This is a genomic window from Cellulomonas endophytica (assembly GCF_004123805.1).
GTDB lineage: Bacteria > Actinomycetota > Actinomycetes > Actinomycetales > Cellulomonadaceae > Cellulomonas > Cellulomonas endophytica.
Genome location: NZ_RWJX01000081.1, coordinates 1 through 15,179 on the forward strand (window position 1 = coordinate 1; position 15,179 = coordinate 15,179).

17 protein-coding genes are annotated in these 15,179 nt (G+C 76.6%); 10 read left to right on the forward strand and 7 right to left on the reverse strand.

Annotated elements, in window-relative coordinates; all coding sequences use genetic code 11:
* Positions 1-247: hypothetical protein (locus EJA20_RS15925; RefSeq protein ID WP_164984022.1), on the reverse strand; the 247-nt coding region annotated here is incomplete at its 3' end.
* Between the two features lie 346 nt (positions 248-593).
* Here EJA20_RS15925 and EJA20_RS15930 point away from each other — a divergent pair.
* Entirely contained in the window at positions 594-1,547 is a 954-nt protein-coding gene (locus tag EJA20_RS15930) for an aldo/keto reductase (protein ID WP_129339530.1), read from the forward strand.
* Here the strand turns inward: EJA20_RS15930 and EJA20_RS15935 are convergent.
* Positions 1,525-2,283, reverse strand: coding sequence for a GNAT family N-acetyltransferase (locus EJA20_RS15935; protein ID WP_129339531.1), 759 nt, complete (start codon positions 2,281-2,283; stop codon positions 1,525-1,527). The two genes, EJA20_RS15930 and EJA20_RS15935, sit on opposite strands and share 23 nt — an antisense overlap.
* 200 nt (positions 2,284-2,483) lie before the next feature.
* Here EJA20_RS15935 and EJA20_RS15940 point away from each other — a divergent pair, with 200 nt between their 5' ends.
* Genes EJA20_RS15940 through EJA20_RS15950 form a run of 3 tightly spaced genes read left to right on the forward strand, consistent with a single transcriptional unit; the run spans position 2,484 to position 5,109 of the window.
* The gene (locus EJA20_RS15940) at positions 2,484-3,392 is read left to right on the forward strand and encodes an ABC transporter ATP-binding protein (RefSeq protein WP_129339542.1); all 909 of its coding nucleotides are present in this window, start codon (positions 2,484-2,486) and stop codon (positions 3,390-3,392) included.
* Positions 3,389-4,261, forward strand: a complete 873-nt coding sequence (locus EJA20_RS15945) for an ABC transporter permease (protein WP_240675570.1) — start codon at positions 3,389-3,391, stop codon at positions 4,259-4,261. Before EJA20_RS15940 ends, EJA20_RS15945 begins: the two co-directional genes overlap by 4 nt.
* A complete protein-coding gene (locus EJA20_RS15950; RefSeq protein ID WP_129339532.1) occupies positions 4,258-5,109 on the forward strand; it encodes an ABC transporter permease in 852 nt (283 codons plus the stop codon). The genes EJA20_RS15945 and EJA20_RS15950 overlap by 4 nt, the downstream gene beginning before the upstream one ends.
* Here the strand turns inward: EJA20_RS15950 and EJA20_RS15955 are convergent.
* Both EJA20_RS15955 and EJA20_RS15960 read right to left on the reverse strand, forming a co-directional pair.
* Complete coding sequence (locus EJA20_RS15955) at positions 5,066-6,550, reverse strand: MFS transporter (protein WP_129339533.1); 1,485 nt, start codon at positions 6,548-6,550, stop codon at positions 5,066-5,068. The two genes, EJA20_RS15950 and EJA20_RS15955, sit on opposite strands and share 44 nt — an antisense overlap.
* Positions 6,551-6,741: 191 nt before the next feature.
* Entirely contained in the window at positions 6,742-7,761 is a 1,020-nt protein-coding gene (locus tag EJA20_RS15960; protein ID WP_129339534.1) for a hypothetical protein, read from the reverse strand.
* A 186-nt stretch (positions 7,762-7,947) separates the two neighbouring features.
* Between EJA20_RS15960 and EJA20_RS15965 the strand changes: the two genes are divergently transcribed.
* Both EJA20_RS15965 and EJA20_RS15970 read left to right on the forward strand, forming a co-directional pair.
* Positions 7,948-8,487, forward strand: a complete 540-nt coding sequence (locus tag EJA20_RS15965) for a peptidylprolyl isomerase (protein WP_129339535.1) — start codon at positions 7,948-7,950, stop codon at positions 8,485-8,487.
* A gap of 291 nt (positions 8,488-8,778) precedes the next feature.
* Entirely contained in the window at positions 8,779-9,480 is a 702-nt protein-coding gene (locus EJA20_RS15970) for a rhomboid family intramembrane serine protease (protein WP_240675571.1), read from the forward strand.
* Between the two features lie 263 nt (positions 9,481-9,743).
* Here EJA20_RS15970 and EJA20_RS15975 read toward each other — a convergent pair whose 3' ends face one another.
* Positions 9,744-9,992 carry a cell division protein CrgA gene (locus EJA20_RS15975; protein WP_129339537.1) on the reverse strand — a complete coding sequence of 83 codons (249 nt, stop codon included), beginning with the start codon at positions 9,990-9,992 and terminating at the stop codon, positions 9,744-9,746.
* Between the two features lie 207 nt (positions 9,993-10,199).
* Here EJA20_RS15975 and EJA20_RS15980 point away from each other — a divergent pair, with 207 nt between their 5' ends.
* From EJA20_RS15980 to EJA20_RS15990, 4 genes are read left to right on the forward strand one after another with little or no spacing between them, the layout of a single operon-like run.
* Positions 10,200-11,069, forward strand: coding sequence for a DUF881 domain-containing protein (locus EJA20_RS15980; protein ID WP_129339538.1), 870 nt, complete (start codon positions 10,200-10,202; stop codon positions 11,067-11,069).
* Complete coding sequence (locus EJA20_RS15985) at positions 11,066-11,938, forward strand: class E sortase (protein WP_129339539.1); 873 nt, start codon at positions 11,066-11,068, stop codon at positions 11,936-11,938. The genes EJA20_RS15980 and EJA20_RS15985 overlap by 4 nt, the downstream gene beginning before the upstream one ends.
* A 41-nt stretch (positions 11,939-11,979) precedes the next feature.
* Complete coding sequence (locus EJA20_RS18830) at positions 11,980-12,138, forward strand: hypothetical protein (protein WP_164984023.1); 159 nt, start codon at positions 11,980-11,982, stop codon at positions 12,136-12,138.
* A gap of 1 nt (position 12,139) precedes the next feature.
* Entirely contained in the window at positions 12,140-12,766 is a 627-nt protein-coding gene (locus tag EJA20_RS15990) for an aminodeoxychorismate/anthranilate synthase component II (protein ID WP_129339540.1), read from the forward strand.
* 75 nt (positions 12,767-12,841) lie between these two features.
* Here EJA20_RS15990 and pknB read toward each other — a convergent pair whose 3' ends face one another.
* Together pknB and EJA20_RS18835 are read right to left on the reverse strand one after the other, a co-directional pair.
* Positions 12,842-14,854, reverse strand: a complete 2,013-nt coding sequence (pknB, locus tag EJA20_RS15995; protein ID WP_129339541.1) for a Stk1 family PASTA domain-containing Ser/Thr kinase — start codon at positions 14,852-14,854, stop codon at positions 12,842-12,844.
* Positions 14,854-15,179: hypothetical protein (locus tag EJA20_RS18835; protein WP_205687547.1), on the reverse strand; the 326-nt coding region annotated here is incomplete at its 5' end. The genes EJA20_RS18835 and pknB, both read right to left, overlap by 1 nt.

A 15,179-nucleotide genomic window follows, 5' to 3' on the forward strand; every position in this document is an offset into this window, starting at 1 on the left:
GCGCCTTGATCTCACGCGCCACGGTCTGCGTCTTGATCTCGCGGGCCTTGATCTCCCGGGCGGCGGGCTGCGCCTTGATCTCGCGCGCCTTGATCTCCCGTGCCACCGGCTGCACGACGACGGCACCGGACCGCTCGGTGGCGGCGGTGGCGGCCCCGGCCGAGCCCAGGCCGACGGCGACGACCACGGCCGCGACGGCGGCGGAACGGACGAGGTGGCGGATCCGGGAGATCGGCTGCTGCGGCATGGTGGGAGTTTCGCTTCCTGTGCGACGGGGTGCATCCTGCTCCGCCTCCATCGGTGCTCCCCCTCGCGTACTTGAGCGCTCACATCGGTCGGCCCGACCGGCGTGGGCCGAGAGTGGCACAGACGTCACCCGTCCGGGTAGGCATCGGGGACGATCCGGACGTCTCGCCCCGCCGAACGCCGGGTGAAGAACGTTGTCGACCCGGCGACCGGCAGGAACGCGGGCGCGGGCTCGGGCCGGTGACCCACGTCACCGCGGCGCGGACCGCCGCGGGTCGCGGCCGGCACCCCGCGGGGCGAGGCTGGTGGCCGGCCCGGCGCGCGTCCGGGCGGAGGCGAGGGCAGGCATGACGACCGCGACGGGGACCACGGCACCGGACCGCTCGGTGCTGGAGGGAGCCGGACTCGTGCTCGGCGGGAACGTCTTCGGCTGGACGGCCGACGAGGACGCGAGCCGCGCCGTGCTCGACGGCTTCCTCGCGGCGGGTGGCTCGCTCGTCGACACGGCCGACGGCTACTCGGCGTGGGCGCCGGGGCACGCGGGCGGCGAGAGCGAGCACGTCCTGGGGCGGTGGATCGCCGACCGCGGGGTGCGCGACGACGTCGTCGTGGCGACGAAGGTGTCCACCCACCCGCAGTTCCGGGGCCTCGCGCCCGAGAACGTCCACGCGGCGGCCCGGGCCTCCCTCGACCGCCTCGGCACCGACCGCATCGACCTCTACTACGCGCACTTCGACGACGCGGAGACGCCGGTCGACGAGACCGCGGCGGCGTTCTCCGAGCTGGTGGACGCCGGTCTCGTCCGGGCCGTCGGCCTGTCGAACTACGCGCCGGAGAGGATCGACGCGTGGTTCGCCGCGGTCGAGCGGCTCGGGCTGCACCGCCCGGTCGCGCTCCAGCCGGCCTACAACCTCCTCGAGCGGGACTTCGAGGGCGCCCTGCGCGAGCGCGCGGAGCGCTACAGCCTCGGCGTCCTGCCCTACTGGGGGCTGGCCAAGGGCTTCCTCACCGGCAAGTACCGGGACGGGGCCGCCGCCGTCGACAGCCCGCGGGCCGAGGGGGCCGCCGCGTACCTCGACGACCGCGGCCGGCGCGTGCTCGACGTCCTGGACCGGGTCGCCGCCGCGCACGGCGTCCCCGTGACGGCCGTGGCGCTCGCGTGGCTGCGGCAGCAGCCCACGGTCGTCGCGCCCATCGCCTCGGCGCGCAGCACGGAGCAGCTGGCCGACCTCGTCGCGTCCCTGGAGGTCACGCTCGTCGACGACGAGGTGCGGGCCCTCACGGAGGCGTCGGAGCGCTGACCCCCGGCCCGGCACCGGCCGGCCCGACGCCCCCCCGGTCGCCGACGTCCCCGACATCGCCCCCGGGGCCGTCGACGGCCAGGAACGCGCGGAGCGCCTCGACGCCCTCCGTGGCGACCTCGGGACGCAGGGCGGCGGGGCGCGCCTCCCACCCGGCCCGGTCGAGCCGGAACCGCAGGCTCCGGGCCGGGGCCCCGTCCCGGACGAGGTCCTGGACACCGTCGGGCCGGTAGCCGAGCCGACGGGTGACGCCGAGGGACGCCGGGTTGTCGGCGAAGGCGTCCGTCGTCGCGGCGCGGGCGCCGAGGCCCTCGAAAAGCAGGTGGAGGACGAGCACGCGCATCCGGGACCCCGTGCCGCGTCCCTGGTGCTCGCGGCCCAGCCAGGAGCCGGACACCGCGGTGCGCAGCACGGGGAAGTCCCGCGCGGAGACCCCCTGGAGGCCCACGGGCACCCCGTCGCGCAGGACGACGAGCTCGAGGGTCCAGGACGCCGGCTCCACGGCGGCCCGCTGGGCCCACTGGTACCGCAGCACGGAGCGCGCCACCTCCTCCGGGGTGCCGCGCGTCCAGGGGACCGTGAAGGGCATGGCTCCCGGGTCGTGGATGCCGCGGCCGGCGAGAGCGGCGACCTCGAGCAGGAGGGCGTCGTCCGGCCAGCGCAGCTCGAGGTCCCCGGACCGCAGGCGCAGCCCGGCCGGCGGCCAGAGCGCGGCGAGGCCGTCGGGTGGCGTCATCCGGCCACCGTAGGGCCGTCGCGCGGTGATCGGGGGCCGTGGGGTCCTAGGGTCGGTCCGTGGCACCCGCACCCGACGCCGACGGCGCCCCCCGACCGGCCCCCGTCGCGCCGGCCCCCGTCGCGCCCGCGTCCGTCGAGCCCGCGCCCGTCGCGCCCGCGTCCGTCGCGACCCGGCCGCGGGCCGGCACCCCGGCCGTCGTGGCGCGCGGGCTCACGAAGCGGTTCGGCGAGACCACCGCCGTCGACGGCATCGACCTCGAGGTGGCGCCCGGGGAGTCCTTCGGCCTCCTCGGCCCCAACGGCGCCGGCAAGTCCACGACGATGCGGATGATCGGCGCGGTGTCCTCGCGCTCGGGGGGCGACCTGCGCGTCCTCGGGCTCGACCCCGACACGCACGGCCCGGAGATCCGCTCGCAGCTGGGCGTCGTGCCGCAGGAGGACAACCTCGACACGGAGCTGCGGGCCCGGGAGAACCTCGTCGTCTACGGGCGCTACTTCGGCCTGTCGCGGCGCGTCTGCGCCGAGCGCGCCGCCGAGCTCCTGGCGTTCGCGCAGCTGGAGGACAAGGCCGAGGCGAAGGTCGACAGCCTCTCCGGCGGCATGAAGCGCCGGCTGACGATCGCGCGGGCGCTCATCAACGAGCCGCGGGTCCTCATGCTCGACGAGCCGACGACGGGCCTGGACCCCCAGGCGCGGCACGTGCTGTGGGACCGGCTCTTCCGGCTCAAGGAGCGCGGGACCACGCTCGTCCTGACGACCCACCACATGGACGAGGCCGAGCAGCTGTGCGACCGGCTCGTCGTGGTCGACCACGGCCGCATCATGGCCGAGGGCAGCCCCGCCGAGCTCATCCGCCGGTGGTCCACCCGCGAGGTCGTGGAGCTGCGGTTCGGCTCCGACCGCAACGCGGAGGCGGCGCTGCGGCTCGACGGGCTGGCCGACCGCGTCGAGGTGCTGCCGGACCGGGTGCTGCTCTACACGGACGACGGGGAGGCGCTGCTGGCCCGCGTCGCCGACCGGGGGCTGCACCCGACGACGAGCCTCGTGCGCCGCTCGAGCCTGGAGGACGTGTTCCTGCGGCTCACGGGCCGGAGCCTCGTCGAGTGAGCGACCCCCGGGCCGACGCCGTCGACGCCCCGGCTGATGCCCCGGCCGTCACACGGGCCGCCCTCGCCGCCGGCGCGCGGCCGCGGCGGCTCGGCGCGCTCTACGTGGCGGAGCACCAGCTCCGGGCGATGCGGGCCTACGGCTGGACGATCGTCGTCGGGGGCGTCGGCCAGCCGCTCGTCTACCTGCTGGGCATCGGGCTGGGGCTGGCGGCGTTCCTCGACACCTCCGTGGCGGACGGCGCCGACGGGCCGGTCGGGTACGTGGAGTTCGTGGCCCCCGCGCTGCTCGTGACGGCGTCCGTCGGCGTCGCGGTCGACGAGTTCACCTACGCGGTGATGAACGGCTTCAAGTGGCGTCGGCTGTACTGGGCGGTCAACGCCTCCCCCGTCTCGCCGCCGCAGCTGGCGGCCGGCGTGGTCCTCGCCGTCGCCGCCCGGATGCTGCTCACGGCCGCGGCCTACTACGCGCTCGTGCTCGCGTTCGGCGCGGTGGAGCACCCGCTGCGCGGTGCGCTCCTGCCGCTCGTCGGGGTGCTCACGGGGCTCGCCTTCGGCCTGCCGCTGCTGGCGTACTCGGCGAGCCTGACGGACGACCGGGGGCAGTTCGCCCTCGTGCAGCGGTTCGTGTTCACGCCGCTCTTCCTCTTCTCCGGCACGTTCTACCCGCTCGCGACGATGCCCGCCGCGCTCCAGTGGGTCGGGTGGCTCTCGCCCGTCTGGCACGGGGCCGAGCTCGGCCGCGCGCTCTCCTACGGCGCGCCGCCCGGGGCGTGGCCGGCGTGGGCGCACCTCGCGGTCCTCCTGGCCCAGGCCGGCGTGGGCGCGTGGGCGGCGCGTCGCGTCTTCCTGCGGCGGCTGCGCTCATGACGGCGGTCACGGGGGCCCGCCCGGCGGGGGGGCCGGCCGGTCCCGCGCGCCCGCGGCGGGGCGGCGGGGTGCGCGCGCTCTGGTCGGGGAACGTCGGCGCGGTCGTGGCCCGCAACCTGCGGGCGGCGCGCTCGTCGAGCGGGGTCGTCGTGCTCTCCGGGTTCTTCGAGCCCGTCTTCTACCTGCTCGCGCTGGGGTACGGGCTCGGGTCGTACGTCGGCACCGTGACGACCCCCGACGGCACCGAGGTCCCCTACGCGGCCTTCATCGCCCCCGCGCTGCTGGCCGTGTCGGCCATGAACGGCGCGGTGTACGACTCGACGTGGAACGTCTTCTTCAAGATGCACTACGGCAAGCTCTACGACGCGATGCTGTCCACGTCGCTCGGGCCGCTGGACGTGGCGCTCGGCGAGATCCTCTACGCCCTGCTGCGCGGCGGCGTCTACGCCTGCGGCTTCCTCACCGTCATGCAGGTCATGGGGCTGAACCTCGCGCCCACGGCCGTGCTGGCGGTGCCGGCGGTGCTGCTCGTCGCCTTCGCCTTCGCCAGCGTCGGGATGGCGGTGACGAGCTTCATGAAGACCTTCCAGCAGATGGACTGGATCACCTTCGTGATGCTGCCCATGTTCCTGTTCTCGGCCACGTTCTACCCGCTGTCCGTGTACTCCGAGGTCGTGCAGCGGATCATCCAGGTGCTGCCCCTGTGGCACGGGGTCGAGCTCGTGCGGGGGCTCACCACGGGCACGGCGGGCGTCGACGCGCTGGGCCACGTCGCGTACTACCTCGCGCTCGTCGTCCTCGGGATCACCGCGACGACGCTGCGCCTGCGGAGCCTGTTCCTCGACTGAGGCGGGCGCGCAGCGGCAGGGGCAGCAGCAGCCCGAGGCCGAGGCCGATGACCGCGATGATCCCGAGGATGCCCCAGTGCTGGGAGCCGGAGAGGGAGACGCACAGGGAGAAGGCGAGCGGCGCCAGGAACGAGGCGGCGCGGCCGGTCGTGGCGTAGAGGCCGAAGACCTCCGTCGTCCGCCCGGGCGGGGCGAGGCGGGTGAGCAGGGACCGGCTGGCGGACTGCGCGGGGCCGACGAAGACGCACAGCAGCAGCCCGGCCACCCAGAACGCGGCCGGGCCCTGGTCGTGCAGCACGAACACGGCGACCCCGGCGAGCACGAGCCCGACGAGCGAGGCGACGACGACGGCCCGGGCGCCGACGCGGTCGTCGAGCAGCCCGCCGAGGACGGTCGCGACCCCGGCGACGACGTTCGCGGCGATGGCGAAGACCACGACCTCGGACGCGGAGAACCCGAACGTGCCCGAGGCGATCACGGCGCCGAACGTGAAGACGCCCGCCAGGCCGTCCCGGTACACGGCGCTCGCGGCGAGGTACCCCAGCAGCGGACGGTCGGTCCGCCAGAGGTGGCCGACGTCGGCGCCGAGCCGCCGGTACGCCGCGACGAGCCCCGTGCGCGCCGGTGCCGGGCCGGGGCGGGGCCGGTCGCGCACGACGAGGAGCACGGGCACGGCGAACACGGCGAACCACAGGGCGGAGGCCAGCACCGCCGCCCGGACGTCGGCGCCGCCCTCCTTCGTCACGCCGAACAGCCCGACCTCGGGGTTGATGAACCCGACGAAGAGCGCGAGCAGCAGGACGATGCCGCCGAGGTAGCCGGCGCCCCAGCCGATGCCGCTCACGCGCCCGAGCGCGGCGGGGGACGCGACGAGCGGCAGCATGCCGTTGTAGGTGACGGACGCGAGCTCGAAGGTGAGGTTGGCCAGGGCCAGCAGCGTGATGCCGACGACCACCCAGGCGCTCAGCGCCTCCGGGTCGGGCCGCACGAGCGCCATCGCGGCGCAGAGCAGCACCGTGACGCCCGTGAACGAGGCCAGGCGCACCGTGCGCCGGCCCGTGCGGTCGACCTGGCTGCCCGTCAGCGGCGCGAGCAGGGCGATGAGGACCCCGGCGACAGTGAGGCCCCAGCCCAGCCACGCCGCGTGGTCGGCGAGGACGGCCTCGAGCGTGGCCGTGGCGGCCCCCTCGGTGCCCGCGGCCGCCTCCCGGTCCGCCGCCTCGACCACCGCGGGGTCCACGAACGCGTCGGAGGTGATCCACCGGGTGAAGACGAACGTGGTGATGACGGCGTTGAAGGCCGCCGAGCCCCAGTCCCAGGCCGCCCACGCGAGCACGGCCCCGCGGCCGAGCGGGGCCGGTCCCCCGGCACGGCGCGTGCCGCGGTCGCCCTCGCCCGACGGCTCGGACGGTCGTTCGGTCGGGGACGCCACCTCGCTCACGTCGCGACCCTAGGGCCCGGTCGCCGCCGTGCCCAGGGTGCGCCGGGAGGGTCGCCCGGCGGGGTGACGGCCCAGGAGGCGCGCGGCGCGGTCGGCGGGGCGGCGGCGCCGGCGGCAGGCGGGACGCGACGGAGCCCCGCGGCGCAGGGCGTCGCGGGGCTCCGGGTGGTGCGCCCGGTGCGGCGGGAGCATCAGGCCCGGGGGGTCCCGCCCTCGCCGCTCGTCTCCGTCCCGGTGGTGCCCGTGGCGTCCGCCGGGGCGGTGTCGGAGGCGGTGTCCGTCGTGAGCGCGCCGAGCGCGTCGACCGTGACCGCGGGGGCGGGGGCGTCGTCGGCCGGGGCCTCGTCCGCCCCGCCCTCGCCGGGCTCGCCCGTGCGGCGCGTGGCACGACGCGCCGCCTCCTTCGTCGAGCCCGCGACCTCCGCGACCTTCTCGGCGAGGTCCTTGCGGGCCTCCGCCACGCGCTCGCCGAGCCCGTCCGTCGCCTGCCCGGCCTTCTCGGCCGCCGCACGCGCGCGCGCGACCGCCGAGCCGGCGACCTCGCCCACGGTGTCCGCCGCGCCGCCGACGGCGTCGGTGGCGCGGTGCTTCGCGGCGTCCGACCGGTCGGCCGGCTCCCACGGCTCGGCCCAGGGGTCGCCGGCCGACCGGCTGCGGGCCCAGGCGTAGGCGCCCGCCCCCGCGCCGGCGACGGCGGCCACGACCCAGAAGGCGGTGGCGCCGGAGCGCTTCTTCGGCGGGGCGACCGCCTCGACCGCCACGGCGGCGGCCCCGGCCTTCGCGGCGGCCTCGTTGAGCGCCGCCACGAGCTTGGGCAGGAGGTCCGCGACGAGGCGCTCGTGCGCCTGGTCGATCGCGGGGGTCGCCCGGCCGGCCGCCTCCGCGACGCGCGGCGCGGCCGCCTTGACGCTCTCCTTGTAGATGGTCTCGATGCGGGGCGCCACCCACTCGATGAACTGCTCCACCTTCGGCGTCGCGAGGTCCCGCGCCTCGACCGCGTAGTCGGCGGCCTTCACCGCGGCGCTCGCCGCGGCGACCTTGCCGAGGTCCAGGCCCTTGCCGAACGCCTCGTTGGCGGCGGCGGAGGCGCCGTGGGCGGCCTCCCGGCCGTGCTTGATCGCCTCGCCGGCGACGAGACCGAGGCCGGCGGCACCTGCGGCGATCCGCTTCTTGTCCAGCTCGACCTGCGGACGGCGGATGCTGAAGGTCATGTCCACTCCCACTCACGTTCGTCGACTCTGACCGCCCACTCTGCCACCGACGCCCCGGCGGCGCACCGATTCCCCGGGCCGGACGTCCTCGACCCCCAGGGTGCGAGCGGCGCTCCTGGCACGGCCCCCACCTGGGCGCGGCCCGCACGCGCGCGACCTGTCGGGGTCGGGTGCGAGACTGGCGCCATGTTCGCGACCCTGCACACGTCCCACGGCGACATCCGCGTCGAGCTCTTCGAGAACCACGCGCCGAAGACCGTCCAGAACTTCGTCGGGCTGGCCACCGGCACCCAGGAGTGGACGGACCCGCGCACGCGCGAGAAGCGGAACGACCCGCTCTACTCCGACGTGCTGTTCCACCGCGTCATCCCCGGTTTCATGGTCCAGGGCGGCGACCCCCTCGGCACGGGCACCGGCGGCCCCGGGTACCAGTTCGACGACGAGATCCACCCCGAGCTGCAGTTCGACCGGCCCTACCTGCTCGCCATGGCCAACGCCGGCAAGCGGCCCCACCCCGTGACGGGCCGGCCCGCCGGCACCAACGGGTCCCAGTTCTTCATCACGGTGGCCGCGACCTCCTGGCTGAACGGCAAGCACACGATCTTCGGCGCGGTGGCCGACGACGCGGGCCGCGCCGTCGTGGACGCCATCGCCGCGACCCCGACCCGCCCGGGCGACCGCCCGAAGGAGGACGTCGTCCTCACGTCCGTCACGGTCGAGGGCTGACGCCTCGGTGACGCAGCGGTGAGCACCCCCTCCGCCCCCGGGGGCCCGGCCGCGCCGGACCCCCGGGGCGGTCCGGCCGGCCCGGGAGGTCCGGCCGGCCCCGGCGCGACGGGCCCCGCCGGCCCGGCCGTCCCTCCCACGCCCGGCGGCGCTGCTCCGGGAGGCGACGCCGCCCCCGTCTGCCCGCGGCACCCGGACCGCGTCTCCTACGTCCGGTGCCAGCGGTGCGGCCGCCCCGCGTGCCCGGAGTGCCAGCGCCCGGCGGCCGTCGGCATCCACTGCGTCGACTGCGTGGCGCAGGCGGCGCGCACGGCACCGGTCGCGCGCACGGCGCTCGGCGGCACCGTCCGCGCCGGCCGCCCCGTCGTCACCCTGACGATCATCGCGCTGTGCGTCGTGTCCTTCGGCCTGCAGCAGCTCGTGCCGGCCTGGACGACGCGGTGGGCCTTCGCGCCCGTGCTCGGCGCCGAGGAGCCCTGGCGATTCGTCACCGCCGCCTTCCTGCACTCGACGCGCAGCATCGTCCACCTGGCCTTCAACATGCTGGCGCTGTGGGCCGTCGGGCCGTTCCTCGAGCAGTCGCTGGGCCGGGCGCGCTTCGTCGCGCTCTACGGCCTGAGCGCGCTCGGCAGCTCCGTGGCCGTCCTCCTCCTCGCCTCGCCGACGGGCGGCTGGCTCACGTTCGTCGTCGGCGCCTCGGGGGCGGTCTTCGGGCTCTTCGGGGCGGTGCTCGTCGTCATGCGCCGGCTCGGGCGCAGCGCCCGCGGCATCCTCGGCGTCCTGGCCGTCAACCTCGTCCTCGGCTTCGTCGTGCCCGGGATCTCCTGGCAGGGGCACCTGGGTGGGCTCGTCGTCGGGGCCGTCGTCGGGGCGGCCTTCGCCTACGCGCCCCGGCCCCGGCGGCGGGCGGTCGCGGTGGGGACGTCGGTCGCGGTGGCGGTCCTGCTCGTCGCGCTCGCGGCGGGGACCTACCTCTCCGTCGGCCTCCTCTGACGCGGCGCCGGGCACGGCGTCCGGCGCGACGGCCGCCTGTGGACGGCGAACCACACGGGTGTCGTTCTCCACAGGGCTGTCCCCGGGTGGGGACGGACCACCCACGACGACCGGCGACTCGTCCACAGGTGCGTCCACAGCCTGGGGGTAATGACAGCCATGTCATTCGTGCACAGGGTTGTCCACCCCTGGGGACGACGACGGCCGCCCGGTCGGGACCGGACGGCCGTGGTCGAGCAGGGGCCCGTGCCCCCGGCGCGGCGTCAGCGCCAGCGCATCGTCATGACGAAGCCGACGAGCATGAGCCCGAAGCCGACGGCGAGGTTCCACGACCCGATGCCGGGGATGGGGAACGACGTGCTCGACATGTACGTGGTCACGACCCACAGCAGGCCGAGGACCATGAGCCCGAGCATGACGGGCACCCACCACACGGGGTTGGGCTTCGGTGCCGACGACGCGGCGGTCGGCGGCGTGTAGGCCGGCTTCTTGCGGGACCTCGACTCGGGCACGTCCACTCCTGCGGGTCATCCCGGGAGCCCCGGGGTCGTCGGGCCCGTCGCCCGGGGGACCCGGCGGACGGAGGCCGCCCCGGGGGTCCGGGGGTCGGCCGTCGGCGGCCGGACGAGCGGCGGGCGTCGCGGTCGGCGCACGCCGTGCCCGGCCTGACCTAGCGTAGTGGCGGGGCGCCGGGGGTCGCGGCCCGGGACGGGGGAGGCGTGGCGACGCAGGGACGACGCTGGCGCGCGGCAGTCTCCGTCGGCGTCGTCGCCGCGCTGAGCGTCGCCCTCTTCACGGCGAGCGCCCGGCTGGCCGAGCCCGGGCGGTCGCGGCACGCGCAGGACCTCCCGGGGCTCGTGCAGAGCGAGACGGAGCGGGTGGCGACGCTCGCCGGACGGGCCGACGCGCTGCGGGCGGAGGTCGACGCGCTGAGCGCGCGCCTCACCGCGGCGGACGGACGCCTCTCCGACGGGACGCCGGCCGCGGTGCTCGTCGCCGCGGGGAGCGTGCCCGTGGCGGGCCGGGGCCTCGCGGTCACGCTCGACGACGCCCCGCCGGACGTCCTGGGCTCCTCGTCGGGCTCCCTCGACGACTACGTCGTGCACCAGCAGGACCTGCAGGCGGTCGTCAACGCGCTGTGGGCGGGCGGCGCGGAGGCGCTCACGCTCATGGGGCAGCGGGTGGTGGCCACCACCGCCTTCCAGTGCGTCGGGAACGTGCTGCGGCTCCACGGCGCGGTCTACTCGCCGCCGTACACCGTCGAGGCCATCGGCGACCCGGCGCGCCTGCGGGCCGCGCTCGGACGCTCGCCGAGCGTGGACGTGTACCTCGACTACGTCGACGCCTACGGGCTCGGCTGGTCCGTCGAGGAGCGGGACCGCGTCGAGATGGACGCCTACGCCGGCGCCACCGACCTCGCCTGGGCGGGCGTGCCCGCGGGCGTCGACCCCGTCGCCGACGCGGTGCCCGCCGCGGTGGCCTCGCCGTCCTCGTCGCCCGCGACCGCCCCGACCGCCCCGACGGGCACGGCGGGCACGGCGGGCACGGCGGGCACGGCGGGTCCGACGGCCCCGGGGGAGGACGCGTGAGCGTCGCGGAGTCCGACGAGGCGGCCGGCACCCGCGGCCGCGCCGGCGCGCGACGGGCCGGTCTCCGCCGCGCCGGTCCCGCCCCCGCCGGTGCGGACCGGGCGGGGTCGCGGCGGACCGGGCCCCGGCGGGCGGGCGACAGGGCGCTCGCCCTCGTCGGCGTGCTCGGGGAGCTGCTCATCACCGCGGGCGTGCTCCTGCTGGCCTTCCTGGCGTGGCAGCTGTGGTGGACGGACGTCGTGGGCAACCGGGAGCAGGCGCGGGTCGTCGAGAGCCTGGGCTGGGCGGAGCCGCTCCCGACGTCCGCCGCGGGCCCGGCCGAGCCCGGCGAGCCCGCCCCGGTGGTGGCCCCGCCCCGCCGCGACGAGCCGCCCGTCCCGGCGGAGCCGTCGCACGCGACGACGTTCGCGACCCTGCAGGTGCCGCGCTGGGACGGCGAGCCCGAGCGGCCCGTGAGCCAGGGCACGGACCGCGCGACGGTGCTCGACGTGCTCGGCATCGGCCACTACGAGGGCACGGCCATGCCCGGCGCGGTCGGCAACTTCGCGCTCGCGGCGCACCGCACCACCTACGCCAAGCCGTTCAGCCGGGTCGAGGAGCTCGTCGAGGGCGACCCGCTCGTCGTGCGGACGCCCGAGGCCTGGTACGTGTACCGGGTGACGAGCACGCGGGTCGTGCTGCCCTCGCAGGTCGAGGTCATCGCCCCCCTGCCCGGCGCGCCCGGCGCCGAACCCGTCGAGCGGACGATCACGCTGACGACCTGCCACCCCATGTTCTCGGCGCGGGAGCGGTACGTGGTGCACGGGGTCCTCGACTACTGGGCGCCCGTGACGGACGGCATCCCGGCGGAGCTGCTGACGGGGGCATGATGGGGGCGGCCGGCCGGACCGGCCCGGGCGAGGGGGAGCGGGTGTACGGATGGCTCTGGCGGCGCACGCCCGGCCCGGCGCCCGTGCGGGTGCTCCTCCTGGCGCTGCTCGCGGCGGCGGTCCTCGCGGCCTGCTTCGCCTGGGTGTTCCCGGCGGTGGCGCCCCTCATGCCCTTCAACGAGACGACGGTGGGTGGCTGAGATGACGACGAGGGTCCTCGTGGTCGACAACTACGACTCGTTCGTGTGGACGATCGTCGGCTACCTGCAGCAGCTCGGCGCGGACACGGAGGTCGTCCGCAACGACGCCGTGCCGGACGTGGAGGCGCGGGCGGAGTTCGACGGGGTGCTCGTGTCCCCCGGCCCGGGCAACCCCGGCGAGGCCGGGATGAGCCTGCAGGTCATCCGCGACTGCGCGGCCACCGGCATGCCCATGCTCGGCGTGTGCCTGGGCCACCAGGCCCTCGGGGAGGCGTTCGGCGGCACCGTCACGCACGCCCCCGAGCTCATGCACGGCAAGACGAGCCGGATCGAGCACGACGGCGCCGGCGTCCTCGACGGGCTGCCCACGCCCTTCACCGCGACCCGCTACCACTCCCTCGCGGTGGTGGACGGGACGGTGTCCGACGAGCTCGTCGTCACCGCCCGCGCCAACGGCATCATCATGGGCCTGCAGCACCGGGAGCTCCCCCTGCACGGCGTGCAGTTCCACCCCGAGTCCGTCCTCACCGAGGGCGGCCACCGCCTGCTCGCGAACTGGCTCGAGGTCTGCGGCGACGCCGACGCGGTGGAGCGGTCCGACGGGCTGCACCCGCTCGTCCGCGCCTGACGCCCCGACGGCGACGGCCCCCGCACCCGGTGAGGGTGCGGGGGCCGTCCGCGTCGTGCGGCAGGTGCCGGCGGCTCAGTCCCCGCCGCCCTCGCCGTCGCCGCCCTCCGAGGGCGAGGGCGTCGGCGCCGGGGTCCCGGCGCCCGTGGACACGGTGACCGTGACGGCGGTCCCGCGGGCCACGACCAGGCCCGAGGTGGGGTTCACGGACACGACCGCGCCGGCCGGCTGGTTCTGCGACGGCGCGTCGACCCGCTGGGGCTCGAGGCCGGCGGCCGTGATCGCGGCCGCCGCCTCGTCGTAAGGCAGCCCGACGAGGTCGTCCGGCACCGTGGCCGTCGTCGGCGCGGTGGCGATCTCCAGCGTCACGGCGGTCTGCTGGCGCACGAGGCCGGGCGACAGGTCCTGCGAGACGACCCGGCCGGGCTCGGCGTCCGCCGTCTCGACCTCCGTCGTGACGGGCCGCAGGTTGAGGGCCGTGAGGGCCTGCACCGCCTCGTCGACCGTCTGGCCCCGCAGGTCCACGAGCTCGACGTTGCCCGTCGCGACGAACAGCGTCACCGACTGCCCGTCGGGGACCTGCGCGTCGGCCGCGGGGTCGGTCCTCGTGACCTCGCCGGCCGCGAAGTCCGGGCTGTTGTCGGGCTGGCGGTCCTCCACGACGACGAGGCCCTCGCCCTCGAGGATCTGGGTGGCGCGCGCCTCGGACTCGCCGGAGACGTCGGGGACGGTGACGTTCGCGGCGCCCGTCGACACGGTGAGCGTCACGGTGTCGCCGACGGCGGCGGACTCGCCCTCGGCGGGGTCGCTGCCCACGACGAGCCCCTCCTCGACGGTGTCGGACGGCGCCTGGGCGGTCCGCACCTCGAGCTCGAGGGCGGTGAGGGCGTCGGTGGCCGCCTCGACGGTGAGCCCGGCGACGGGCGGCACGACCACCTCGTCGGGGGTCGACCGCGCGTCGTTGACGAGCAGCGCGATGATGCCCGCGACCGCGGCGAGCCCGACGAGGACGAGCAGCACCACCAGGCCGGTCCGGCGCCGGGGCGGGTCGGCGACGGCGGGGGTGACGGCGGTGGTCGGCGCGGACGCCGCGGCACCCGTGCCGGCCCACGCCGGCGCCGCCGCGGGGAGCGCCGCCGTGGTGGCGGCGGCCGGGGGGAGCACCGTCGTGGCGTCCTCGCGGGGCCGGGCGGCCAGGGCCGTCGCGACGGGCGGAGCGCCGACGACGCCGCCGCGCACGGCCGTCTCGAGGTCGGAGCGGAACTCGGCGGCCGTGGGGTAGCGGTCCTCGCGGTCCTTCGACAGCGCCTTCAGGGTGATGCGGTCCAGCGTCTCGGGGATGTCCCGGGCCAGCGAGCTCGGCACGGGCGGCAGCTCGCGCACGTGCTGGTACGCCACGGCGACCGGGGAGTCGCCCTGGAACGGCGGCCGGCCCGTGAGCAGCTCGAACAGCAGGCAGCCCGTGGAGTACAGGTCGGAGCGCGCGTCGACGGACTCGCCGCGGGCCTGCTCCGGGGAGAGGTACTGCGCCGTGCCGATGACGGCCTGCGTCTGCGTCATCGTCGCCGCCGAGTCCGCCACCGCGCGGGCGATGCCGAAGTCCATGACCTTGACGGCACCCGTCGGCGTGAGCATGACGTTCGCCGGCTTGATGTCGCGGTGGACGATCCCGGCGTGGTGGGAGTACTCCAGCGCCGAGAGGACGCCCGTCGCGATCTCGACGGCCTCCTCGATGGGGACCGCGTGCCCGTCGCGCAGGATGTCGCGGACCGTGTGGCCCTCGACGTACTCCATGACGATGAAGGGCACGTGCGCGACCGCGCCGCCGGGGCCGGTGACCAGGTCCTCGCCCGTGTCGTACACGGCGACGACCGCCGGGTGGTTGAGGGACGCGGCGGCCTGCGCCTCGCGGCGGAACCGCGCCTGGAAGGACGGGTCCCGCGCGAGGTCGGACCGCAGGATCTTCACGGCGACCGTGCGGCCGAGCCGCGTGTCGTGGCCGATGTGGACCTCGGCCATGCCGCCGCGGCCGATGAGCTCACCGACCTCGTACCGGCCGGCGAGGATTCTCGCTCCCTGGTCCACCACTAGACGTCCTCTGCTCGATACGAGTGCCCGGCCGGGGTCGAGGCCCCGGTCCGGACGTCCTGGCCGATCATCCCATCCACCGCGACCGCCCCCGGCGGCGCCGCTCCCCCGGTGCCCTGCCCGATGCCCTGCCCGTCCGCGGCCGCCCCCGGCCGTCCCAGCAGCAGGGCCAGCACGACGAGGAGCGCCACCACGACGGCGCCGAGCACGAGGCCGGCCCGTCCGGGCCCGTCCCGGCGGCCGGCGCGGCGGGCGGACGAGCCGCCGCCGCCCCGCCCCCGCCGCGGCACGACGGGCTGCACCGCGGTGCGCGGGCCCGGCGGTC